The sequence below is a fragment of the Aureibaculum marinum genome (genome assembly GCF_003813905.1).
GTDB lineage: Bacteria > Bacteroidota > Bacteroidia > Flavobacteriales > Flavobacteriaceae > Aureibaculum > Aureibaculum marinum.
Genome location: NZ_RPFJ01000011.1, coordinates 21,555 through 46,165 on the forward strand (window position 1 = coordinate 21,555; position 24,611 = coordinate 46,165).

General features: G+C 29.9%; 28 protein-coding genes. 10 read left to right on the plus strand and 18 right to left on the minus strand.

Annotated elements, in window-relative coordinates:
• Positions 1-33: 33 nt before the first annotated feature.
• Together EGM88_RS08650 and EGM88_RS08655 are read left to right on the plus strand one after the other, a co-directional pair.
• Positions 34-582 (plus strand): MOSC domain-containing protein, encoded by a 549-nt coding sequence (locus EGM88_RS08650; RefSeq protein WP_123897581.1) that lies wholly within the window; start codon positions 34-36, stop codon positions 580-582.
• 52 nt (positions 583-634) lie between these two features.
• Positions 635-850: a hypothetical protein gene (locus tag EGM88_RS08655; protein ID WP_123897582.1), complete on the plus strand. Its 216-nt coding sequence runs from the start codon at positions 635-637 to the stop codon at positions 848-850.
• A gap of 68 nt (positions 851-918) precedes the next feature.
• Here EGM88_RS08655 and mscL read toward each other — a convergent pair whose 3' ends face one another.
• Genes mscL through EGM88_RS08670 form a run of 3 tightly spaced genes read right to left on the minus strand, consistent with a single transcriptional unit; the run spans position 919 to position 3,117 of the window.
• The gene (mscL, locus tag EGM88_RS08660) at positions 919-1,323 is read right to left on the minus strand and encodes a large conductance mechanosensitive channel protein MscL (protein WP_123897583.1); all 405 of its coding nucleotides are present in this window, start codon (positions 1,321-1,323) and stop codon (positions 919-921) included.
• Positions 1,324-1,374: 51 nt separating this feature from the next.
• Positions 1,375-2,478, minus strand: coding sequence for an alanine racemase (gene alr, locus EGM88_RS08665; protein ID WP_123897584.1), 1,104 nt, complete (start codon positions 2,476-2,478; stop codon positions 1,375-1,377).
• A complete protein-coding gene (locus EGM88_RS08670) occupies positions 2,479-3,117 on the minus strand; it encodes a thymidine kinase (protein ID WP_123897585.1) in 639 nt (212 codons plus the stop codon).
• 105 nt (positions 3,118-3,222) lie between these two features.
• Between EGM88_RS08670 and EGM88_RS08675 the strand changes: the two genes are divergently transcribed.
• A complete protein-coding gene (locus tag EGM88_RS08675; protein WP_123897586.1) occupies positions 3,223-3,945 on the plus strand; it encodes a hypothetical protein in 723 nt (240 codons plus the stop codon).
• A gap of 3 nt (positions 3,946-3,948) precedes the next feature.
• Positions 3,949-4,551, plus strand: a complete 603-nt coding sequence (locus EGM88_RS08680) for a DUF4254 domain-containing protein (protein ID WP_123897587.1) — start codon at positions 3,949-3,951, stop codon at positions 4,549-4,551.
• On the opposite strand, the gene EGM88_RS08685 is transcribed toward EGM88_RS08680, so the two are convergent.
• The gene (locus tag EGM88_RS08685) at positions 4,552-4,899 is read right to left on the minus strand and encodes an arsenate reductase family protein (protein ID WP_123897588.1); all 348 of its coding nucleotides are present in this window, start codon (positions 4,897-4,899) and stop codon (positions 4,552-4,554) included.
• A 50-nt stretch (positions 4,900-4,949) separates the two neighbouring features.
• Here EGM88_RS08685 and EGM88_RS08690 point away from each other — a divergent pair, with 50 nt between their 5' ends.
• Both EGM88_RS08690 and EGM88_RS08695 read left to right on the plus strand, forming a co-directional pair.
• Complete coding sequence (locus EGM88_RS08690; RefSeq protein ID WP_123897589.1) at positions 4,950-5,405, plus strand: DinB family protein; 456 nt, start codon at positions 4,950-4,952, stop codon at positions 5,403-5,405.
• A gap of 89 nt (positions 5,406-5,494) precedes the next feature.
• Positions 5,495-6,640 carry a cystathionine gamma-synthase gene (locus tag EGM88_RS08695; protein WP_123897590.1) on the plus strand — a complete coding sequence of 382 codons (1,146 nt, stop codon included), beginning with the start codon at positions 5,495-5,497 and terminating at the stop codon, positions 6,638-6,640.
• Here EGM88_RS08695 and EGM88_RS08700 read toward each other — a convergent pair.
• The 4 genes from EGM88_RS08700 to EGM88_RS08715 form a co-directional block, all read right to left on the minus strand.
• Positions 6,637-7,440 carry a THC0290_0291 family protein gene (locus EGM88_RS08700; RefSeq protein WP_449374876.1) on the minus strand — a complete coding sequence of 268 codons (804 nt, stop codon included), beginning with the start codon at positions 7,438-7,440 and terminating at the stop codon, positions 6,637-6,639. The genes EGM88_RS08695 and EGM88_RS08700 overlap by 4 nt on opposite strands.
• Before the next feature lie 105 nt (positions 7,441-7,545).
• Complete coding sequence (locus EGM88_RS08705) at positions 7,546-7,866, minus strand: MGMT family protein (RefSeq protein ID WP_123897592.1); 321 nt, start codon at positions 7,864-7,866, stop codon at positions 7,546-7,548.
• 29 nt (positions 7,867-7,895) lie between these two features.
• The gene (gene trmB, locus EGM88_RS08710) at positions 7,896-8,570 is read right to left on the minus strand and encodes a tRNA (guanosine(46)-N7)-methyltransferase TrmB (protein ID WP_123897593.1); all 675 of its coding nucleotides are present in this window, start codon (positions 8,568-8,570) and stop codon (positions 7,896-7,898) included.
• Positions 8,571-8,582: 12 nt separating this feature from the next.
• On the minus strand, positions 8,583-8,783 hold the full coding sequence (locus EGM88_RS08715) for a DUF6341 family protein (RefSeq protein ID WP_123897594.1): 201 nt from the start codon (positions 8,781-8,783) through the stop codon (positions 8,583-8,585).
• 42 nt (positions 8,784-8,825) lie between these two features.
• On the opposite strand from EGM88_RS08715, the gene EGM88_RS08720 reads away from it, so the two are divergent.
• The gene (locus EGM88_RS08720; protein WP_123897595.1) at positions 8,826-9,743 is read left to right on the plus strand and encodes a DUF6427 family protein; all 918 of its coding nucleotides are present in this window, start codon (positions 8,826-8,828) and stop codon (positions 9,741-9,743) included.
• On the opposite strand, the gene upp is transcribed toward EGM88_RS08720, so the two are convergent.
• A complete protein-coding gene (gene upp, locus EGM88_RS08725; RefSeq protein ID WP_123897596.1) occupies positions 9,738-10,391 on the minus strand; it encodes a uracil phosphoribosyltransferase in 654 nt (217 codons plus the stop codon). The two genes, EGM88_RS08720 and upp, sit on opposite strands and share 6 nt — an antisense overlap.
• Before the next feature lie 130 nt (positions 10,392-10,521).
• On the opposite strand from upp, the gene lysM reads away from it, so the two are divergent.
• On the plus strand, positions 10,522-11,007 hold the full coding sequence (gene lysM / locus EGM88_RS08730) for a peptidoglycan-binding protein LysM (RefSeq protein WP_123897597.1): 486 nt from the start codon (positions 10,522-10,524) through the stop codon (positions 11,005-11,007).
• A 60-nt stretch (positions 11,008-11,067) separates the two neighbouring features.
• On the opposite strand, the gene EGM88_RS08735 is transcribed toward lysM, so the two are convergent.
• The 9 genes from EGM88_RS08735 to EGM88_RS08775 all read right to left on the minus strand — a co-directional run bounded on the left by EGM88_RS08735 (position 11,068) and on the right by EGM88_RS08775 (position 19,707).
• Entirely contained in the window at positions 11,068-12,150 is a 1,083-nt protein-coding gene (locus EGM88_RS08735) for a porin family protein (protein ID WP_123897599.1), read from the minus strand.
• A gap of 107 nt (positions 12,151-12,257) precedes the next feature.
• Complete coding sequence (locus EGM88_RS08740; protein ID WP_123897601.1) at positions 12,258-13,019, minus strand: hypothetical protein; 762 nt, start codon at positions 13,017-13,019, stop codon at positions 12,258-12,260.
• Entirely contained in the window at positions 13,006-13,566 is a 561-nt protein-coding gene (locus EGM88_RS08745) for an RNA polymerase sigma factor (RefSeq protein WP_123897603.1), read from the minus strand. Before EGM88_RS08745 ends, EGM88_RS08740 begins: the two co-directional genes overlap by 14 nt.
• Before the next feature lie 90 nt (positions 13,567-13,656).
• Positions 13,657-14,520, minus strand: coding sequence for a DUF4846 domain-containing protein (locus tag EGM88_RS08750; protein WP_123897604.1), 864 nt, complete (start codon positions 14,518-14,520; stop codon positions 13,657-13,659).
• Between the two features lie 47 nt (positions 14,521-14,567).
• Positions 14,568-15,599: a glycosyltransferase family 9 protein gene (locus EGM88_RS08755; protein ID WP_123897606.1), complete on the minus strand. Its 1,032-nt coding sequence runs from the start codon at positions 15,597-15,599 to the stop codon at positions 14,568-14,570.
• A gap of 109 nt (positions 15,600-15,708) precedes the next feature.
• Positions 15,709-16,788, minus strand: a complete 1,080-nt coding sequence (locus EGM88_RS08760; RefSeq protein ID WP_123897608.1) for a bifunctional 3-deoxy-7-phosphoheptulonate synthase/chorismate mutase type II — start codon at positions 16,786-16,788, stop codon at positions 15,709-15,711.
• 84 nt (positions 16,789-16,872) lie between these two features.
• Positions 16,873-17,724, minus strand: coding sequence for a prephenate dehydrogenase (locus EGM88_RS08765; protein ID WP_123897609.1), 852 nt, complete (start codon positions 17,722-17,724; stop codon positions 16,873-16,875).
• The gene (locus tag EGM88_RS08770) at positions 17,724-18,881 is read right to left on the minus strand and encodes a pyridoxal phosphate-dependent aminotransferase (protein ID WP_123897611.1); all 1,158 of its coding nucleotides are present in this window, start codon (positions 18,879-18,881) and stop codon (positions 17,724-17,726) included. Before EGM88_RS08770 ends, EGM88_RS08765 begins: the two co-directional genes overlap by 1 nt.
• A complete protein-coding gene (locus EGM88_RS08775) occupies positions 18,871-19,707 on the minus strand; it encodes a prephenate dehydratase (protein WP_123897614.1) in 837 nt (278 codons plus the stop codon). Before EGM88_RS08775 ends, EGM88_RS08770 begins: the two co-directional genes overlap by 11 nt.
• A gap of 605 nt (positions 19,708-20,312) precedes the next feature.
• Between EGM88_RS08775 and EGM88_RS08780 the strand changes: the two genes are divergently transcribed.
• Positions 20,313-21,902 (plus strand): sulfatase family protein, encoded by a 1,590-nt coding sequence (locus tag EGM88_RS08780; protein WP_123897616.1) that lies wholly within the window; start codon positions 20,313-20,315, stop codon positions 21,900-21,902.
• A gap of 226 nt (positions 21,903-22,128) precedes the next feature.
• Positions 22,129-24,546, plus strand: a complete 2,418-nt coding sequence (locus EGM88_RS08785; RefSeq protein ID WP_123897618.1) for a S9 family peptidase — start codon at positions 22,129-22,131, stop codon at positions 24,544-24,546.
• The last annotated feature ends 65 nt before the right edge of the window (positions 24,547-24,611 follow it).

The following is a 24,611-nucleotide window of genomic DNA, read 5'->3' on the forward strand; positions in this document are numbered from 1 at the left end:
TTAAACAATTAATTTCTTTAATTAATAATACCATTGAAAGTTATATCTTTAAATATCGGAACAAAGAAAACTATTCAATGGAAAAATAAAACCGTTGAAACAGGTATTTTTAAATACCCTGTAAAAACACCCATCTTTTTAAATACTGAAAATGTAAAAAATGACACCATTGTAGATAAAAATAATCATGGTGGAATTAATAAAGCCGTTTATATATACGGAGAAAATCATTATCACTATTTTAAAAATTTGTATCCAAATTTAGATTGGAAACATGGTATTTTTGGCGAAAATATAACGCTTAAACATCTCAATGAAACCCAAATACATATTGGTGAAATTTATCAATTAGGAGAAGCCCAAATACAAGTAACACAACCTCGATTACCTTGCTATAAATTAGGAATAAGATTTAACAATCAATCTATCATAAAGCACTTTTGGAATTCAACAAAGTCTGGAGTCTATTTTAAAGTAATTAAACGAGGTAGTGTAAATATTGGCGATAAATTAGTATTGCTTCATTCTGCTCAAGAAAACCTTACCATTGCAGAAACATACACACTTAAAAAACCTAAATGATTTAAACCTTTATTTAATCTTTTAGTCAAAATTTAAAAAAGCTAAAACGATTATGAAAAAAGCACAAACCATTGTATTAGGCCTTATTATTTTATTATTTAGTAATTCTTGTACTACTACAGTTAGACCTAGTCACACTAAAACCTTAATTATTAAAAGAGCACCTCAATATAAAAAAGTTGTTTATGTAAAAGGACGAAAATATTACACTTGGGGAGGTAAATACTATAAAAAAACAAAAAGGGGTTACGTGTTTATATCCTTCTAAAGCAAAAAACTCGAGTTTTTCAACTCGAGTTTTCAGGGTTATTGATTTTGGTTATTTCAATTAATATCTTACTTATTTTTCAATAAATCTCTAATTTCAGCTAATAAGTCTTCTTGAGAAGGACCTGCTGGTGCTGCTGGTGCTGGCGGAGTTTTTGTTTTATTGTAAGCTTTTACAATCATAAATAAAACAAATCCTACAATAATTAAATTAATTATTGAATTAATCCATCTACCATACATTACTGCATTTTCTGGTTTGCTTACTGTTCCGTCAGCTGCAATTTCTGCTGGTGATAATACATATTTTAAATCGGCAAAATCAACGCCTCCTGCAAAGTTACCAACGATAGGCATCATAATATCTGACACAAAACCGTTTACAACTAAGCCTACAGCTCCTGCTAGTATAACAGCTACAGCCAAATCTATGACATTACCTGTCATAATAAAATCCTTAAATTCTTTTAACATTTTAGTTTTATTTTATAGGTTATTAGGCCGCTAATATACAAAAATTAACATTTACTTAACTATTCTTTTTACACGTTGCGAAATTGCTGTTAAAATTTCATAAGGAATAGAGTTAATGGCATCTGCAAAATCACATATCATTTCTTGATTATCAAAAATGATTACTTCATCTCCTTCTTTACAATTAATATCACTGACATTAACCATTAACATATCCATGCAAACATTACCAATAAAGGGTGCTTTGAAACCATTAATGGTTACATATCCTTTACCATTACCAAAAGCTCTATAAATACCATCAGCATGACCAATTGGTATGGTTGCTGTTCTAATTTTTTTTTCTGCTTTAAACGCTCTGTTATAGCCAACCGTTTCTCCTTTCTCTATTGTATGAATTTGAGAAATAATAGATTTTAAAGAAGCAACATTTTTTAATTGCTTAGTAAATTTTGCCTCATTAGCAAAACCATAAAGACTAATTCCTATTCTAACCATATCAAAATGTGCTTCTGGATAATTTAATATCCCTGAAGTATTTGCCATGTGAAACAATGGACGATAATTTAATTTCAATGTTATTCTTTTAATAATACTTTTAAAAATCTCAATTTGATTGTTTGAAAAATCTCTTTCCGATAAATCTTCACTAGCAACCAAATGTGAAAAAACAGAAGCAATTTTAACAACTGAAGTTTTTGATAAATACTTAAATATTAAATCAACATCATTTTCAACAAACCCTAGTCTATTTAAGCCTGTATTAAATTTAAGATGTATCGGGTAATTATTTAACCCCAATGCTTGTGCTAAATCTATAAAGGCTGTTAGCACTCTTTTACTATACAAATTAGGTTCTAAACAATAATTTATTACTGTTTTAAAATCAATAATTTGAGGGTGTAATACTAAAATAGGTGTTTTAATTCCAGCTTCTCGTAAAACTACACCTTCTTTAGCATAAGCAACTGCAAAATAATCTACTTTTAGTTTTTCTAAATGTTTTGCAATACTACTGGGTTCAGTTCCATAAGCAAAAGCCTTTACTACGGCTAATGTTTTTGTATTTTGATTCAGTTTTGATTTAATATACTCGAAATTATGCTGAAGTGCGTTTAGGTTAATTTCTAAAACCGTTTGTTGTGTCCCTGTCATTTATTCTTTTAATTTAGAGGAAATACTTTCAGCGTCTTTTACATCCATATTTTTTACCTTTTCTTTTAACATTTCTTTATAATACGCAGCCCTACTTAATGGTTCATATTCTTCTGTTTCTCCTAAAAAAACCACATTCTCATTCTTTATTTTTCTATGACTATAATGGGCTAAATTTCCCGTTTTTGTACATACCGCATGCACTTTGGTAACATACTCAGCAGTAGCCATTAGTGCAGGCATTGGACCAAAAGGATTTCCTTTAAAATCCATATCTAAACCCGCTACAATAACTCGCACTCCTCTATTTGCCAAATCATTACATACAGATACAATTTCATCGTCAAAAAATTGTGCTTCATCTATACCCACTACATCAACATCATTAGCTAATATTCTAATGTTTGCTGCCGCCGGAACTGGTGTTGAACGAATTTCATTGGCATCATGAGAAACTACATTTTCTTCATCATAACGGTTATCAATAGTTGGCTTAAAAATTTCAACTTTTTGTTTAGCAAATTGAGCTCGTTTAAGTCTTCGTATAAGTTCTTCTGTTTTACCCGAAAACATAGAACCACAAATAACCTCAATCCAACCAAATTGTTCTGCTTGATTTACTGTATTTTCGAGAAACATTTTGTAATTTTAAACGTTGAAAGATTATAACTTTGTTTTGTGATTATAGAATCAAAACAAATCTATTAAAAAATAGTCCGACAACATAAATAAAATTATCATTTTATGCACAAAAAACTTGAAGCGGAGCTAGTGAGCCTAGCCCATAGCATTTTACAAATGAAAAATAAAGATGAAGTTTTAGCCTTGCAAGAAAAGGCAAGATTGATTTACGAAAAACTTTCTGTACTTGCTTTTGTTGATGATTATCTGGTAACAACTCCCAATCTCCAAAAATCAAAAGAAGATATAATTGCCGAGGTTCAAGCTAAAATTGAGAAAAAGCTAAAAACAGTAACTATAAATACAAAGCCCAATTCTATTGTAAAACCTTCTGTACAAACAGAAGTAAAGCCAATTGAAGAAAAGAAACCTATAGAAGAAAAAAATTTGTTTGAACCCACTTTTGACAAAGTAAAAATTGACATTAAAGGGTTAAAAGCCAACCAAATAAGCTCTAAAGAAGAATTTAGAGATTCTGTTTCTGCTGATAAAACCTCAACTTTATTTGACGATGATGATGAACCTAAAGAAAGAAAAACATTGAATGACAAACTATTTAATAAAACTATACAAGTAGGCCTAAATGATAGAATTGCTTTTGTAAAGAACTTATTTAATTTTAGCCAAGCAGATTTTAATAGGGTCTTATCTCAGTTAAACACCTTTAAATCAGAGAAAGAAGCAAAAGATTTTATCTACAATCAAATTAAACCTGAATATGATTGGACTGGAAAAGAAGAATATGAAACCCGATTAATTAATATTATTGAAAGAAAATTTTCTTAATAAATGAAAGCACAAGAATTTAACAATTTATTTGATGGTGTTATTGACAAATACCATATAGAAGATAGCGTTGATCAACCTTTTACAAATCCTTATAACAAAAACTCCTTAGAGCATTTATTATACAGAAAATGCTGGATTGATACAGTACAGTGGCATTACGAAGACATAATTCGCTTACCAGACATTAATCCAGAAGAAGCATTAACTTTAAAACGAAAAATTGACGCATCAAATCAAGATAGAACCGATATGGTTGAATATATTGATAGTTATTATTTAAATAAATATAAAGATGTTACTATTCAACCTAATGCTACTATTAATACTGAAAGTCCAGCATGGGCAATTGATCGTTTATCTATCTTAGCATTAAAAATCTATCATATGAAAGAAGAAGCTAATAGAGCATCAGCTTCTGATGAGCATAGAGCAAATTGCAAAACTAAATTAGGGGTTTTATTAGAACAACGAAAAGATTTAACTACTGCTATTGACGAGTTGTTAAATGACATTTCACAGGGTAAAAAATTTATGAAAGTATATAAGCAAATGAAAATGTATAATGATGATGAGCTAAACCCAATGTTGTATGCAAAAAAATAATTATTGAAGATCTTTCTTTAATGCTTCAATTGTTTTTTTTGAATTTCCAACATAAATTTTATCGTTAATTAGTATTACAGGACGTTTTAAAAATGTGTATTCATCTAAAATTAACTGTTTATAATCTTTCTCGGATAAAGACTGATTTTTTAAATCCATTGCCGTATATTTTTTTGAACGCTTATTAAATAAAGCTTCATAACTATTGGTTAAGGTATACATCTCTTCCAATTGAGAAACGGTGATGGGGTCAGTTTTAATTTCTTGAAGCGTAAACTCTTTAGTATCAATTTCTTTTAAAATTCTTCGACAAGTATCACAAGTTTTAAGAAAATATATTTTTTTCATTTTAATGAATTTAAATTTTAAACCCTTAATTTCACGCTAAAATAAACAATATGAATAAACAATTTGACATTTTGAGGTCAAACAGAATTTTAATCTTAAAAATTATTAATGACTGTACTTTAGAGCAAGTAAATAAAATACCTAAAGGTTTTAAAAATAACATTGCTTGGAACATAGGTCATCTTATAGTGACACAGCAGTTACTTTGTTATCAGTTTTCAAATATTCCTTTACATGTTACTGAAAAAATGATAGAAAAATATAAAAAAGGAACTGCCCCAGAAGAGCCAATTACCGAGAAAGAATTTTTACAAATAAAAAAACAATTTTTAGCTATCATAGATAAATTTGAAGAAGACTTTAAAACAACTATTTTTAAAACATATACACCTTATACAACCAGTGCTAACGTAACTTTAAATTCAATCTCAGATGCTATTGAATTTAATAACTTTCATGAAGGAATTCATTTAGGATACATTATGGCATTAAAAAAATTAGTGTAATTTTAGTTTTTAAATATTTATAAATAGAAAACCGAACATGAATACTATCTTTGGTTAATCTTAAATCAATTAAATAACAGAAAATTACAATGAAATTCAATACTAAAACTATACATGGCGGTCAACATCCAGACCCCTCTACAGGAGCTGTAATGCCTCCAATATACCAAACTTCTACTTATGCACAGAGCAGCCCTGGAAAACATCAAGGGTACGAATATTCAAGAGCCGCTAATCCTACACGAACAGCTTTAGAAAATAATTTTGCCGCTATTGAAAATGGCACTCATGGATTTGCTTTCTCTTCAGGGCTAGCAGCAATAGATTGTGTTTTAAAGCTATTAAATCCTGGGGATGAAATAATTACTGGTGATGACTTATATGGAGGTTCTTACCGAATGTTTACTAAATTATTTGAAAAATATGGATTAAAATTCCATTTTGTAAACATGGAAGACGCTTCAAATGTGACAAAATACATCAATAAAAATACTAAACTTATTTGGCTCGAAACCCCCACCAATCCATTAATGAAAATTGCAGATATTGAGCAAATTTCAAAAAATGTTAAGGCTTTTGATAAAACTATTCTTGTTGCTGTTGACAATACATTTGCCACTCCTTATATACAACAACCTTTAGATTTAGGTGCTGATATTGTAATGCATTCTGCTACCAAGTACTTAGGAGGTCATTCAGATTTAGTTATGGGAGCTTTAATGGTTAAAAACGAAGAGCTAGCTGAACAAATACATTTTATTCAATTTGCAGCAGGAGCAATAGCTGGACCACAAGATAGTTTTTTAGCTTTAAGAGGCATAAAAACCCTACATTTAAGAATGCAACGCCATAGCGAAAATGGATTAGCTATTGCTAATTATTTAGCTTCACATCCTAAAGTAGAAAAAGTGTACTATCCTGGTTTAGAGAATAGTAAAAATTATATGGTAGCAAAACAGCAAATGAAAAGTTTTGGAGGAATGGTATCTTTCAAATTAAAAAATAATAGTAAAGATGCTACATTTAAGGTATTAGAAAGTTTTAAGCTATTTACATTAGCCGAATCCTTAGGTGGAGTAGAAAGTTTAGTAAATCATCCCGAAACGATGACACATGCCTCTATTCCTGCAAAAGAAAGAGAAAAAATAGGCATAACAACCAACTTAATTAGATTAAGTGTGGGTATTGAAGCTATTGAAGATTTAATAAATGATTTAGAAAGTGCGTTAGGTTAATAGTATTTACTACCAAAAATTTCCATATCAAAAACAACACCAATACTAAAATAAATTAAGGTATCGTTAAATTTACTAGAAGCATCTTTTTTAGAATCTAGACCATCATATTTATCTGTAAAGAAATATTGCCAACGACCATCTAGAACTAAATCGAAATTATCTAATTTATAACGTGTCCCAGCACTCATCGTCATAGAAAAACCATCTTGTTTACCCACATACACTTGGTCTTGCCATTTTTCAGGTAAAACAGAAGGGTTCGTTGTCCAATCTCCTAAATCTGAAGTTAATTCAGGGTTAAACATGTTGTATTGAATACCAACACTAATATATGGAGCAAACCTATCATCATCATTAAATAAAAGACCATAATCTTCTAAATTCTTAAAATAATATTCTAAAGCAGTACCAATATTTAAGGATTTTGTCTTTCCTTTCATTGCTCTAAGTTCTGCTAACTCAGAATTTCTTGAGCCATCTGCAACGTAACGTCCCTTATGCTCTAAGCTATTATTAAAATAATAAGACACTTCTGTTTTTAACTTAAAGTGATCTGAAAAATAACTTGCTCCATTTCTCCAGTTATAATTACTACCGTAAAAACTTAAATAGTGAACAGCAGCTAAACCAAAACTAGTAGGTGTACTACTTGGTAAGTGATGTCTTTCACCATAGTCAGTTTGCATAATAACAGGTCCTGCAGTAATACCAAACTCATTACTTAGCTCAAGTTGAGCGAAAGCTTTTGGCATGGAAAAAAGTATAATTAATGTAAATAATTTATAAGATAGTTTCATGTACTCTCCCTTTTGGGTCGCAATTTAGTAAAAATTATGCAATAGCATTATTTAAAACAACTAATAAAACTTAAATTTAGTAAAAATATTGTTTCCTTTTAAAAATTAATCGCATGGATTCCAAAAAACCTCTTCAAAGTTAATAATTTTAGAGTCCTTAACTCTAATTCCCTCGTTAACTAATAGTTGCTCCATTAGATTAATTCCATTAAAATGGTGTTTTCCCGTCAGAATCCCATTTCTATTAACTACTCTATGAGCTGGAATCGACTCATCTAAGTGGCATGCATTCATAGCCCACCCTACCATTCTTGCTGATTTTGCTGCACCTAAATATTTCGCTATTGCACCATAAGACGTAACTCTACCGTAGGGAATTTTCCTTACTACTTTATAAACCTTTTTAAAAAAGTTATCATCATTCATATAGAAAAATAATAATTACTAAAACAATATTAGTTATAAAACGTCCTAAATTTAATATAAGTAATAGCTTTATTCTGTTCTAAAAACTGATTTTCATAAAATGTTTGAATTTGTGTAACTTCTAACGGACTATGGTTATTGTTGTAAATATCATGATGAGCATATATAATCTCATGATTACCTTCTTGTAACAATCCTAATGTATATCCATGCAAAAATTCACTATCAGTTTTTAGGTGTATAACGCCTTCATCATTAAGAATCTGTTGGTATTTTTTTAAAAAATCTGGATTTGTCAATCGATGTTTCATCCTCTTAAATTTGATTTGAGGATCAGGAAAAGTAATCCAAATTTCATTAACCTCATTAACAGCGAAACATAAATCAATCAATTCTATTTGAGTACGAAGAAAAGCAACATTATCAAGCTTTTCTTCTAAAGCTGTTTTAGCTCCTCGCCAAAAACGAGCTCCTTTTATATCTACACCAATATAATTTATTTGTGGATTTTGCTTAGCTAATGCAACAGTGTATTCACCCTTGCCGCAACCTAACTCTAAAACAATAGGATTATTGTTTTTAAAAAAAGTATTCCATTTCGATTTTAAATGAAACCCATCAAAAATTTCTTTTCGCGAAGGTTGTAAAACATTTTTAAACGTTTCATTCTCGCGGAAGCGTTTCAATTTATTTTTACTTCCCAAAATTTGTTTTTATTAAAGACTATTTTCTCTTTGGTGTTTAACCATTTGCCCAAGCCAATAAAAAGCAGCAATGAAACCCAATGAAACAAAAACAGTATTTATAATATTAGATGACCACCAACCACTGTCCATAAACCTAAAATAATCATATGGTACAAATAAAACATTTGTAAAAAAATCGCCAATAGCTCTAAAAATATTGTTTGCAATCATAACTTAAGTATATTTACAGGGCAAAAATATGAAATATTACCAATGATTGCGAATTTTTTTAATAAATCAGCTCCAGCTACCACTTTATCCATTTTTATTATAACATCTTTGGTTGTATTAGTTTCTATTTTTACTACAACAGCTGCTGATTTCAACTTCATTTTTTTTATTAAAAAAATAGCAGTGCTTTTACTTTTAATGCTAACGCTATTTCTAATTCAGTTTATTACCAAAAAAAATGGATTAATAAAAGATAATGCTTATGATTTACTTTTAGTAGTACTTTTTATGACAATGTTTCCAAAGAGTATTGAAAAAACCAATTTTATACTATTACATTTCATTCTATTATTGGCATTCCGAAGACTTTACAGCTTAAGAACCATTAAAACTCCTAAAGAAAAATTATTTGACAGCTCTTTTTATATTGGTATTGCAACTTTAATATATCCTTGGTCTATATTCTATCTGGCATTACCATATGTTGCAATTGCTAACTTTAACAAAAGAACCATAAGAAATGTAATTATTCCATTAGTAGGCTTTGCAACCCCTTTTATTATATATGTGTCTTATCTCTTATTGATAGATAAGTTTACAACATTTGAGCTTGATTTTAACTATAACTTTATATTTACTGAATATAATGCTTTAAATTTATTAGCTCCTATAGCTCTACTCTTAGGGTTTTTAATATGGGTAATAATACCCACAACTATTAGAATAGTTAGCTTTAATACTGATTTAAAAAACACTTGGTATCTTTTACTTGCTCATTTAATTATAAGTATTCTGGTTATCATACCAGCTCCTATAAAAGATGGTTCTGAGTTTATATTTTTATTTTTTCCTTCTGCAATAATTTTCACCAATTATCTTCAAGTTGTAAAGGAGAAATGGTTTAAAGAAGTCTTTTTATATCTATTTTCTCTAATAGCAATTATAACCTATTTTTTATAACTTTTCACCATAACATAAATCGCCAGCATCACCTAAACCAGGTACAATATAACCTCTAGCATTTAATTGATGGTCAATAGTAGCAATCCACAAATGTGTATTTTCAGGAAAAACCTTTTCTGCATATGCTACACCTTCTGTAGAACCAATTACAGAAATAATATGAATTTGTTTTGGCGTACCATGATTTTCGAAACCTTTAAGTACATTTTCTAAGGTTTTACCAGTAGCCAGCATTGGATCAGCTAAAACTAAAATTTTATCATTTAATGCAGGTGAGGCCAAATAATTAACTATAACTTCAAAATTATCTTTACCTTTTGGATGATGCCTGTATGCAGAAACAAAAGCATTTTCTGCTTTGTCAAAATAATTTAATATACCCTGATGCAAAGGAAAACCAGCTCGTAAAATAGAACATAAAATTAAATCATCATTTAATACAGAAACTTTCTTATCACCTAATGGTGTTTGAACATTTTTTGAAGTAAATTCTAAAGTTTTACTCAACTCATAGGAGAGAATTTCACCAACACGTTCTATGTTTCTACGAAACCTCATGCTGTCTTTTTGAATATTAACATCCCTTAATTCAGAAATAAATTGGTTTAAAACACTATTGTTCTTTTCAAAATTGTGAATTATCATAAAATGGTCTTTACACAAAAATACACTTTTAAACCGAATTTTTAAGTGATAATAATTTTGGAATTCTTAACAATTTTTTAAAAATATCGTATCTTCACGGTCTATAACATAAAAAACTAAATAATAAATTATGGGATTATTTTCATTTATTAAAGATGCTGGTGCAAAAGTATTTGGCATCGGAAAAACTACAGAAGAAGAGGCTGCTGAAGATGCTGCGAAAGCTGCAGAATTGGCTCATGAAAAAGCTGAAAAATTGGTTAATGCTGTTGAAGCTCTTGGCTTTGGTGTAACTGATTTAAATATTTCTGTTGATGGTGATACAGCTACTGTTTATGGTGAAGCTGAAAATCAAGCTACACGAGAAAAAGTAGTTTTAGTAGTAGGAAATACTGAAGGTATTGCAAGTGTTGACGACAGAATGACTACTGCCGTTCAAGAGCCTGAAGCACAATTTCACACTGTTGTTAGTGGAGATTCTTTAAGTAAAATTGCAAAAAAATATTATGGTAACGCTATGAAGTACCCTGTAATATTTGAAGCAAATAAACCAATGTTGTCTGATCCTGATAAAATTTATCCAGGACAAGTATTACGTATTCCTTCTGAAGACTAAATTAGAAAGAATATAAAATAAAAAACCTCCTTAGTGGAGGTTTTTTATTTTATATTAATTTTATAATTGAAAACGAAGACCTAATGAAATATTTTGTTGCTCTACAAGAGCATCTTTAAAGATAGGATTTAAATCATACTTTAAATATAACGTGGTATCACCAAAACCAACATAAGTGCTTAGTCCATAAACAAAGTTAGGTGTGTTATACTCTCTTTTTATTTTATCTTTTATCTTTTCTCCATCTATTTTGTATTTTAATTTTTGACGCGTACCTAAGTTAAATCCACCATAACCACCAATTCCGAACTTAAACTTTTTATATGTAGAATATCTAATACTTTTTTCAGTCTTTTTAACTTTTGAAGGACCAAATTCAAAATGAACAGGAAATACCAAATTATCCATGCGTAATTTTGATTTTTTTAAATCATAATCAAATTCTTGTAACTCTGTTTGACCATCTTTACTTACAAAGTATTGATTATTCTTTGGCTTTAAACCGTTAAACTGTAATGATAGTCCATAATTGAATCTTAAAAAATTAGAGTTTTTAAACACCCTCGTTTGCCACTGCCAACCCAATTCAAAAAAGCGGCTCCCTCCTACTTTATATGGAGAATCATCTAAAGACTGATTGTCTATCAATGCATTGTTAAGACCAAATGCAACAATTAAAGCCGATGAGGTTCTATTATCATATTTTATTTTTTTGGGGCTTCTATGTTTTATACTTACTCCGAAGAGAGTGCTATTATTATCAGTATCACCAAAACCAATTATGGCTGTTGCACCTCCTGATTTAGAATCAATTATGGTTTCGACCAATTTACTATTACCATTATTTCGTTTTAAAAGATCTATTTTATTGTCAATCAAAGCAATTTTATGTTCAATATTAATAGCATGAATTTTGGCTGCATTCTCTTTTAAAATATTTGCTTCTTCAAGACTTATTTCTTTATTTTTTAGAACTTTATTAATATTTTCAACTTTTCGTTTGAGAATGGCTTTTTCTTCGTCCATTACACGACTTTTTTCATTTTTCAGACTGTCAATTTTAGAGTTAGCCTTTTCTTGTGCATTTAAATTTAGGGTGCTAAATACCATTAGCAAACCTATTATATAGATACTTTTTTTCATGTGTTTATTTTTATCGCTTTTTATGTTCACACGCAGTTCGCAAACCATCTTTTTATAGATAATACTGCGTTATCATGCTCGTGCAATTTTGTAAATTTTATAAATTATTAATTTGAATCGGCAAGGGCATTTTTTGTTTCTAACATTCCTTTTTTAAGCAAGTCGAAAAGTTTGTCTTTCAAAGGTCTTTCTAATTCTCCTTCAACTTCATTCAACAAAGCCATAGCATCAACAGAATGATCTTGTCTAAATAATTTGTTTTGAAGAATTTCCTTTTGAGCTTGCAATATTAAAGAGTCCACTTCTACATCTGTTAAGGTCTTTTCATTTTGTTCTAATTGGTCAACTTTAGCTACTACTTCGGCAATTTTTTGTTGTAACAATTCTTCTTTATTAATCGCATTTGTTTCAATGTTAACTTCCAATGTAGGTTGAACCAATGCAATAGTATTTGTATCATTTTTTAGAGATTGATCAATTACTTTTCCCGGTTTTTCAACCTCTTCATTTTCATTAACCTTTGAATTTGTCTTTCCTTTATCTATTTCTATAGTAGCTACCTTAACTTCTTGAGTTTTTTCTAGTAACGGTTTTGATTCATTTTCTATGGTTTCAATATTTTCTTTATTAGTTTTAACCAAAATATTAGTATCATCAGTACGAGTTGTATCATAATTAAAATATATAGTTGATATAATAAGTAACCCAGCAAAACTAGCGGCGATTCCTAACCACAAATAGCTTGATTTTTTTTTCTTTTTAGGAGAGTCTAACCTTTTAGAAATTTTATCCCAAGCGTTATCTGATGGCTGAATTTCTCGCTGGTTTAATTCCTTTTTTATATGTTGTTCAAATTTATTTAGTTCCATAACCTATAATTTTTTGTTGCTTCAATTTTTTCTGAAGCATTTTCCTAGCTTTAAACAATTGTGACTTCGAGGTACTTTCTGAGATATCTAACATTTTTGCAATCTCTTGATGCTTGTAACCTTCTACAATATGTAAAATAAATACTGTTTTATACCCTGTTGGCAACTCATCTATTAAAAGTTGAATATGAGCCACATCTAATTCAGAAGTATACGAGTCAACCTCATTATTACGATCAATAATATCATCATCATATACCACAAATTGTTGCTTTCTGAGGTGAGAAATGGATTCCCTTACCATTATTTTCCTTATCCACCCTTCAAAACTACCTTCATGTTTAAATGATTTTAAATGCTTAAACACTTTTACAAATCCATTTACCATTACATCTTCTGCAAATTGAAAATCATTAATATACTGTCTACAAACACTTAACATTTTTGGTGCGTGTTTTTCGTACAACAGCCGCTGTGCTTGCCTATTTTCAGCAGCAGCTTTTTTAATCAATTGCTTTTCGTTAGTATAAAATGGTATAATTTTCAATGATTATAATTTCTATTTATATAGACGCAGTGAAATTTAAAATAGTTGCCTGAAGTGAAATAAATTCTTAAAAAAATAAAACCACAATATTTAATAGAACCTTCTTAAATTTTTTTTAGTAAAATTCCACTCTGGAGTGTACAAGTATTGCAAGTATTCAGCATCATACCATGGAGAAATACTTGTATTATTAAAATTCTTTAACACATGAATTTCCTGTGCCGGCATATAGCTCTGAGCTAACAAGAATAGCTTTTTCCCGTTATCATTTTTAACAACATCAACAACTACAACAGCATGCCCCGGATTACCTCCTTGTATAAAAACATCGCCTATTTGTAAATCTTCTACATCAATTTTCTTCATCTCCTTTTCTAAAGATAAGGTTCCTGCATAGCTAAAAACCATTGTTAAGTATTTATCAAAAGTCGCTCTTGAATTACTCTGTTCAGCTCCGCTATACCAACTGACCGTATTTCCTTTAACTGAAATTCGCTGTCCACTTCGCCATTTGTTATACTTCGCATTAAAACCATTGGTAAAATTAAAATGTATACTATCGTATTTCTTTTGCTGATAGAGATAGTCGGCACGCAATCGAATTGCAGCATCTGCACATTGTTGTAAATTTCGTTTACCAACATTTATATCAAAAATAGCAGCATGCACATCTTGTCGGTTCTTTAAATTACCATTATAAAGCCGAACTTGCTTGCCGTGCTTTTTTAATGGATAGTTTTGCAGAAAATAACCGAATGAATCTTTTTGAAGAGAATCTCTTTTATACCCATTTGGCGGATTAAATCTAGTTTTAAGTGTATGTCCGTCTGGGTTTATTCTATCCTGTTCTAATGTTGGTATTATAGCAATACTCAAGAGATTTTGTGATACTTTTTCTTTTTTGAATGAAAAAAGTATAACTAACAGAATAATACTTGCACTTTTTTTAATCATAAAAAATAGACTATCAACTATTATTCCATAAAAGATTACCCAATCTTCTAAACAACTTCCTCAATTTTACGTATCACTGTTTGAGGGTTAATGCTACGCATCACATCTTCATAGCCATCAAAAATTTTATTCCCATAAATAGAACAAGGTAGTTTCGGATATTTATCTAAATTTGGTAAAATTTGATATTCATTTGGTTGATTAAAAGGTGCAAAGCCTGCATAGGGATGAGTAACGCCCCAAATGGTAATTGTTTTAACACCTTGCATAGCCGATAAATGTCCGTTGGCTGAATCCATGCTTACCATAACATCTAAATTGGAAATCAGTGCCAATTCTTCTTTAAAATTTAATTTTCCGGCTACAGAAATTGTATTTGCATAACGTTTTTCTAGATTGCTTAAAACCTTTACTTCCTTCTCTCCTCCACCAAATAGTAATACCTTATAATTGTTTGTTATTGTCAACTTATCAATTACATTTTCTATTAAATCTAGTGGATACATTTTTCCATTATGTTGTGCAAAAGGAGCAATTCCAATCCATTTTTTATGGTCTAAACCTATTAAATTGGTTGTTTTTTGTGTTAATTTTTCTTTTTCAGGAAAAATAGGGCTTGATAAATCGATTGGATAACCTAATTTTTCAAATACATCTGCATAACGTTGGTGTGAGGTTTTTAGTTGTTTAAAAATCTTATTCTCAGCACGTGTTAACGCTTTTTTTTCTGCTCTACCTTTATCAATTACAGCATTTTTTATTCCAAGAAGAAAAAATCGTAATACTTTTGATCGCAGCACATCATGTAAATCTGCAATTGCATTGGGCTTTAATTGCTTTAGCTCTTTACTTAATTTAAATAATCCCTTAATGCCTTTATGTTTATCTTTAACATCTGCAGTATAAAAATTAACATTTGGAATATCTTCAAATAATGGTTTTAGAAAAGCTCTAGAGACCATGGTTATTTTAATATTAGGGTATTGCTTTATCAAAGCTCTAATTACCGGTACTACCATTGCTACATCTCCCATTGCTGAGAGACGAACAACTAAAATATGTGATGATTTAAAACCCATAAATTTTGAATAAAATTACTAAAAATACTATTGTAGTTATAAAAAACCCCACATAGTTTAAAACTATGTGGGATTTATAAATTCAATTTAAAAATTATAAAACTAAATATTAACCTTTTATAATTTTTTCTTGATGATCAATAGACTCTTGATGAATAGATTTGAATATCTTTTCAATAAATTCTTGACTTAATCCATGTTGGGCTCCTTCTTTAATTACTCCTTGAATTACTTCTGACCATCGACTACGTTGTAAAATGGCAACATTACTTTCTTTTTTAACCTTACCAATTTCTTTTACGACATCCATTCTATCACCTAATAAATCAATTAATTGTTTATCCAATTCATTAATTTGAGCTCTAAGATTATTCAATTTTTCTAAAGAATCTTTTTCTTCAACTCTATCTTTACGAACTTTAAGCTGTTCAGTAATTTCTTTTAATCTTGCCGGTGTAATTTGTTGTTTTGCATCACTCCAAGCATTGTCAGGATCAAAATGAGTTTCTATCATTAATCCTTCAAATTTTAAATCTAGAGAAGTTTGACATACATCAAAAATACCAGTTCTTTCACCACAAATATGAGAAGGATCATTAATAATAGGCAATGTTGGAAATCTTTGTTTCAACGCAATTGGAATTTGCCATTGTGGTGTATTTCTATATTTTGTTTTCTTAAAAGAAGAAAAACCTCTATGAATAGCTCCTAAATTTTCAATACCCATAGTGTGCAAACGTTCAATAGCACCAATCCACAATTCCAAATCAGGATTAATAGGGTTTTTTACCAATACAATCTTATCTGTTCCCCTTAAAGCATCAGCAATTTCCTGAACTGCAAATGGATTTACAGTAGTTCTTGCACCAATCCAGATGATATCAATATCAAATTCTAATGCCAATTTTGCATGTTCTGCATTAGCAATCTCAACAGTGGTTAACATTCCTGTTTCTTTTTTTACTTTTGCCATCCATGGTAATGCCTTTACGCCATTACCCTCAAAATTACCAGGGCGTGTTCTTGGTTTCCAAACACCCGCTCTAAAAACGGTAGCATCTGTTTCTTTTAGTTGATGAGCTATTTTTAACACTTGCTCTTCTGTTTCTGCACTACATGGGCCAGCAATTACTAATGGATGGCTTAATTCCATCTTTTTTAACCATGTTGAGAAGTCCTTTGTTTCCATAATTTTTCTGTTTGCTAATAAATACTACTGTGTATTTTGTTCTTATTTCTGTTTATTATTTGTTACTGATTTTTAATCACTTACCTACTTAACAATACCGTCTAGTATGTTTTTTATTCTATTTGTATTCTCCATTATACTATAAACCTTTTCATCTGAACCTTCTTCAATCAAATTTTTAAAGGTTTCAAGATTTTTAATGTATTCGTTTAATGACTTTAATACATTTTTTTTATTCTGTAAAAAAATTGGAGTCCACATCGCTGGCGAACTTTTTGCCAACCTTACCGTTGATCTGAATCCACTCCCTGCCATATTAAAAATATTATGCTCATTCGGCTCAATTTCTAGTACCGTTTTACCTAACATAAACGAACTAATATGTGATAAATGTGATACATAAGCAATGTGTTTATCATGTTCATCGGCATTCATAAACGTAGTTCTCATTTGTAATTCATCAAAAATTTGTAATGTTTTTTCCAATATTTTTTTACCGGATTTATCTTTATCACAAATAATATTGATTTTATTTGTAAATAATCCACTAAAAGCAGCCTCTGGACCTGAAAATTCAGTTCCTGCAATAGGATGTACCGCTACATAATTTTTCCTATTTGCATGATTTTTAATTTGATCACAAACCGGTCCTTTTACTGAACCAACATCAAAAACTAATGTGTTTTTATCAACACCATTCAAAACCTTATTTGTTACAGTAGGAATTGCATCTGCCGGAACGGCAACAATAACAACATTAGCTTCGGCAATATCATTTTCAGTTCCTATTTTATCGATAATACCAAGCTCTAAGGCTTTTTGAGTATGATTTTTATTTTTATCTAAACCTATAATTTGACTCCCTCTATTTTTCTTTAGGTCAATTGCCAAGGAGCCTCCTATTAAACCTAATCCAATTACAACTATTTTTTCCATTAATTCTGATCAATTAAAATACGTTGTAAAACTTCATTTAATACTTCTTCTGCAACACAAAGAGACAACCTAATATACCCTTCTCCATTTGTTCCAAAAATAGTTCCTGGTGCCAAAAAAACATTATATTTATACAAGAGATCATCTGCTTTTTCTTCTGCTTTTTGCCCATTCGGTAATTTTGCCCAAACAAATAGCCCAGAAGCTTCTTCATCATAAGAACATCCTAGAACATCAGCAATTTTCCAAGCAATATTTCTTCGTTTTTTATATACAACATTTAAGTTATCAAACCAATTACTGTCAGATTGTAATGCTGCAATTGCACCTTGTTGAATGCCATAAAACATTCCAGAGTCCATATTGCTTTTTACTTTTAATACAGTTTCAATATTACTTGATGCCCCCAATAACATACCTACTCTCCATCCTGCCATATTAAAAGTTTTACTAAGTGAATTTAATTCAAGTGCTACATTTTTAGCTCCTTCAACACTTAAAATACTTTGCGGATTATCATTTAAGATAAAGCTATATGGATTATCATTTATTAATAAAATATCATGCTTTTGAGCAAAAGCAATCAAATTTTTATATAATGTTATTGTTGCATTTTTACCTGTTGGCATATGAGGATAGTTAATCCACATTAATTTTACCTTTGACAAATCAGTTTTTTCTAACTCTTCTATGTCAGGAAACCAACCATTTTTATCGTTCAAATCATAAAATATAGGTTCTGCTTCCAATAGTTTTGTAACTGATGTATATGTTGGGTACCCTGGATTAGGAATCAAAACCTGATCTCCAGAATCTAAAAAGGCCATTGAAATATGCATAATCCCTTCTTTAGAACCCATTAACGGCAATATTTCATTTTCAGGATTTACATCAACACTATAATACTTGTTATAAAAATTAGAAATTGCTGCTCTAAACTCTGGCAACCCTTGGTAACTCTGATAACCATGAATATTGTTTTGTTCTAATGCAACCTCCATTGCTCTAAGCACCGTAAGAGGAGGATCCAAATCAGGACTTCCTATTCCAATATTAATAATGGGTTTTCCACTTGCTTTAAGCTGACGAACTTCCCTTAACTTCTTAGAAAAGTAATACTCTTGAACACTATTTAATCTGTTGGCTTTAGCTGGCATATTTACGTTTACTTTGTTGATATTCGCCTAATATTTTTAGTTCACTAACATTTTCTTTAACCTTTTCAATTGCATTTTGAAACTGTTGATAATTATCAAAAATAACATCAACAAAAAAAGCATAATTCCAAGGATCATCAATAATGGGAAGCGATTGTATTTTAGATAAATTCATATTGAAGTTGGCAAAAATACGCAAAACATCAGACAAACTTCCTGTTTGATGATGCGTTACAAATCGTAACGACGCTTTATTTATAACTTTGGGAATTACAATATTTCCATTATTTTTCTTTAACACGAAAAAACGTGTATAATTCTGTTTTCTAGTTTGTATTTTACTTTCTATAATATTTAAACCAAAAATTTCTGCTGCTTTTTTACTTGCAATGGCCGCAATACCCATCAATTGCTTTTCTCTAATTTGCTTTGCAACTTCTGCCGTATCTGCTGCTTCTACCAATCTTATTTCTGGATAATCTCTAAAGAATTTTCTACATTGTAATATTGCCATTGGATGTGACCATACTTCTTTAATATCTGATAATAATTGTCCTTCAAGTGCCATTAAATTATGTTGGATAGGCAAATGCACCTCTCCTTGTATTTTTAAATCAAATTCATTGATTAAAGCATAATTAGACAAAATTGAACCCGCCAATGTATTTTCTATAGCCATTACAGCACCATCCACTTGGTTTGAATTTATTAATCGAGGCATTTCATCAAATGACAAACATTCAGTTAATTTAATAGTATCACCAAAATACTGATTTGCCACAATGTGATGGAAAGATCCTAATATTCCTTGAATTGCTATGTTCATTTTAAATTATCTTAGAACTGAATTAGTCTTTCACACCTAATAAAAACAATTGGCTTCAATAAAATTTGTATAATTTTACGTTTAACCACCAAAGATTTCAACTTGGTAAAAGTTTAAATCAGCTCATAAAAAAAGCCTCGAATTAACGAGGCTTTTATATGATTGTGTTTATAATTTCTTATTCAAAAACACCTACAAAGCCTCGCTTCATCTTAAAAAAATAAAAGAAGTAAAAATAGGCTTGCCAAGTGTTATTAATTTTCATTTTATCACATTTGATAGAGCAAATCTATACTTATAATTTTAAAAAACAAATTTTTTTTAGCGAATTCTAATGTTTTTTATGGAATTGATATAAAAAATGAGTTGTTTTTAAATTAAAAAGGCTTAATGTTATTTTAAAACTTAAAAAATTAAAAAATCCTCAAAACATATTTTTCTCGATTAACTTGTAATAAACATTATATTTTAATTGTAATTGACCATAAAACTCAAACTACTTGATGACACAAGTCTTTTTAGACTAATTACGAGCCCTAAAATGCTAATTAATCACAAATTAAACCTTAAATTTATCCTATATTAATAAACATGTTTAATCTATTATGAAAAGAGCTCTATCAATTTTAACCATAGCTTTACTTATTTCATCTTGCAATAACAAACCACAAACTAACAAACTGCAAAAACCTAATATTGTCTTTATTATGTCAGATGATCATGCTTACCAAGCCATAAGTGCCTATTCTGATAAATTAATTAAAACCCCTAACATAGATCGAATAGCCAATGAAGGAATGTTATTTACAAATGCAAGTGTTACAAACTCTATCTGTGCACCATCACGAGCGGTTATACTTACTGGAAAACACAGCCATTTAAATGGAAAAATTGATAACTTAAGCAAATTTGACACAACCAATGTCACATTTCCTCAATTACTTCAAAAAGCGGGTTATCAGACTGCTATGTTTGGCAAACTTCATTTTGGTAATAAACCAAAAGGTTTTGATGAATTTAAAATTTTACCTGGACAAGGGAGCTATTATAATCCAAAATTTATAACTCAAACAGGAGATACTGTAATTAACGGCTATGTAACCGATATAACTACTGACTTAGCCTTAGATTGGTTAAAAAATAGAAGAATTTCAGAGAAACCTTTTCTATTAATGTATTTACACAAAGCCCCTCATAGAGCGTGGTACCCACATGAAAAACATTATAAAAAGTTTACAAAAAAAACTTTTCCTTTACCTGAAACTCTTTTTGATAATTACAAAGGTAGACTTGCAGCTAAAACTGCCGAGATGAATATCTTAAAACATATGCATTTAGCTTACGACAATAAAATTGATAAAGAGATTTTAAAAGAATTAAACATCTATGATGGCATGGCAAGATCTGAAATAAAAAGAATGACTACTCAACAGCGTAGTAGTTGGGATAGTGTTTACAATCCTATTATTTCCGATTTTAAAAAACGCTATCATAAAATGAATGAAAAAGAATTAACAGAATGGAAATACCAACGTTATATGCAAGACTATTTGGCAACCATAGCTTCTGTTGATGACAATGTTGGACGTATGTTAGACTATTTAGACCAAGAAAACTTATCAGACAATACATTAATAGTATATACATCAGACCAAGGTTTTTATTTAGGAGAACACGGATGGTTTGATAAGCGTTTTATGTATAATGAGTCTTTTAAAACACCATTATTGATAAAATGGCCAAATAAAGTTACTCCAGGAACTACTGAAGATGAAATGGTTCAAAATTTAGATTTTGCCCAAACTTTTCTTGAAATAGCTGGAGCACATGTTCCTGAAGATATGCAAGGAGAAAGTCTTATTCCTTTATTAACAGGTAATAAAGAAAAATGGAATAGAGATGCTGTATATTACCATTATTATGAATATCCAGCAGAGCATGCGGTAAAACGTCATTACGGCATAGCAACAAAAAAATATAAAATAATTCACTTTTACCATGACATTGACCAGTGGGAGTTTTACGACCGTTCAAAAGACCCTCAAGAAATATACAACTTTATAGATAATAAAGATTATGCCGATACCATTGTAGAAATGAAACAAAAGTTAGAAGAAATTAGAGCAAAATATAAAGATTCGGAGAAGTTAGATAATTATTATATTGAACTCTATAACGACTTAAAAACACGTTAATTATCTCCTTTTAAAATCAATATTATTCTTAAAAGAATAGTTCTAATAAAAAAATTAAGGATAACATTTACAACATATAATATAATTCACAACGAAGTGCCAATGTACAAATAACCAATTATGTATATTATATATCTCGTTTTTAATTTTTAAAAACTGAGTATTTCTTCTTAAATTGCTGAACATATATTTAACATTCATTATCTAACCCATAATCTTAAATACTATGAAACCAATTATTTACGCTTTCCTTTTCCTTTTTATTATAAGAATTAATGCTCAGGAAAATATTACATATCAAAAGCCATCTAAAGAAATTTTAGATTTAGTTGATGTACCATTGGCTCCATCAGTTCTAATGGATGACGCTAAGTCTGTAATGGTGTTTTTATATAGAGATGCCTTTAAAACCATTGCTGAATTGTCAGAAGATGAATTGCGATTAGGCGGATTAAGAATAAATCCTATTACGAATATTGGTAGTAGAACCAATTACTACAATAACATAAAATTAAAAAGTTTAGGCAGTAAAAAAGCTGAATTAATTCAAGTTTCAGGCCTACCTAAAAATCCTAGAATTGCAAATATCAGTTGGAGTCCCGATCAAAAAAAAATCGCTTTTACACATACTACAACTAATGGAGTTGAACTTTGGGTAATAGACATTGCAACTGTAAGTGCAAAAAAATTAACTGAAGCCAACATCAATGCTAACCTACGTGATGCTATCAATTGGTTTAAAGATAGTGAGTCTATTTTAGTAAAAATAATTTCGAATGATAGAAAAGAGTTAATAAATACTGCAGAAGCTATTCCTGAAGGACCAACAATATCAGTTAACGATGGTAAAAAAGCTCAAAATAGAACTTATCAAGATTTGATTAAGAATGCTAACGATGAACATAATTTTGAACAATTAGCCTTGTCTGAACTTCATAAAATTTCTTTAAATGGCACTTCGTTAAAATGGTTAGAAAGTGCAATGTACAAGTCTATCAGTTTTTCTCCAGATGGAAATTATGTAATGGTATCAACTATAGAAAAACCATTTTCATACATTGTTAATTACAACCGTTTTCCTTCTAAAACTAAAATTTACACCAAAAATGGTATGGAAGTAGCTACAGTTTTAGAGTCTCCTTTATTAGAAGAACTACCTAAAGGATTTATGGCAACTAAAAAAGGAAGAAGAAATATTAGTTGGCGTTCAGATAAACCTGCTACACTTATTTATGTAGAAGCTTTAGATGAAGGTGATCCTAAAAAACAAGTAGAATATAGAGATGAGGTTTTTCAATTAGAAGCTCCTTTTACAGGTAATGGTAAAAGTATTCTTAAAACTATTAACAGATATTCAGGAATTCAATGGGCAAATGATAATACCGCTATTGCTTATGACCGTTGGTGGAATACTAGAAACACTAAAATTTATATTTTTAATCCTTCTGATACTACTCAAAAACCAGAAATAATCGAAGATAGAAATTATCAAGATGTATATTCAGACCCAGGTTCTTTTGTTTCTAAAAGAAATGAATTTGGAAGTTATGTTTTAGCACTTGATAAATCAAACAATGCATATTTAATTGGTGATGGATATTCTGACGATGGACAATTTCCATTTGTAGATAAATTTAACTTAAATACAAAGAAAAAGCAACGTATCTATCAATCAACATATACTGATAAACTTGAAGAAATTTACAATTATGATATTGATAAAAATCAATTATTAGTTAGAATAGAGTCTCCTAGCGAATATCCAAATTATTATTTTAGAAAACTGCGAAATAAAAAATTAACACAACTAACTTCTTTTGAAAATCCATTTAAAGCCCTTCAAGATGTACACAAAGAAATAATCAATTACAAACGCGAAGACGGACTTGACCTTTCAGGCACTTTATATTTACCTGTTGGTTATGATATGGATAAAAAAGAAAAAATGCCTATGATTTTATGGGCTTATCCCAGAGAGTATAAAGATAAGAGTAGTGCTTCTCAAAACACGAGTAATTCTAACGAATTTATCTCACCTTATTGGGGATCTCCAATTTATTGGGTAAACAAAGGTTATGTAGTTTTAGACAAAGCTGCATTTCCAATTGTAGGAGAAGGAGATGAACAACCTAATGACACTTTTAGAGAACAATTGGTAGCCAACGCAAAAGCCGCCATTGATGCAGTTGATAAATTGGGATATATTGACAGAAATCGTGTTGGCGTTGGAGGCCATAGCTACGGTGCTTTTATGGTAGCTAACTTACTTTCTCATAGTAATTTATTTGCAGCAGGAATTGCAAGAAGTGGTGCATACAATCGTACATTAACACCTTTTGGCTTTCAAAGTGAAGAGCGTAACTACTGGGAAGCTCCTGAAGTATATTATACTATGTCACCTTTTATGCATGCTGAAAAAATGAAAACACCTTTACTACTAACTCATGGCGTTGCAGATAATAATTCTGGTACATATCCTCTACAAAGTGAACGTTATTTTAATGCTTTAAAAGGATTAGGAGCAACTGTAAGATTGGTAATGTTTCCTAAAGAAAGTCATGGCTATAGAGCTAAAGAAAGTATATTACACTTGCTTTGGGAACAAGACCAATGGTTAGAGAAGTATGTAAAAAATAAAAAATAACTTAACAGTAAAAAAACCCTCCTTTTTCAAGGAGGGTTTTTCAAAATATTACTTTATAAAACAGA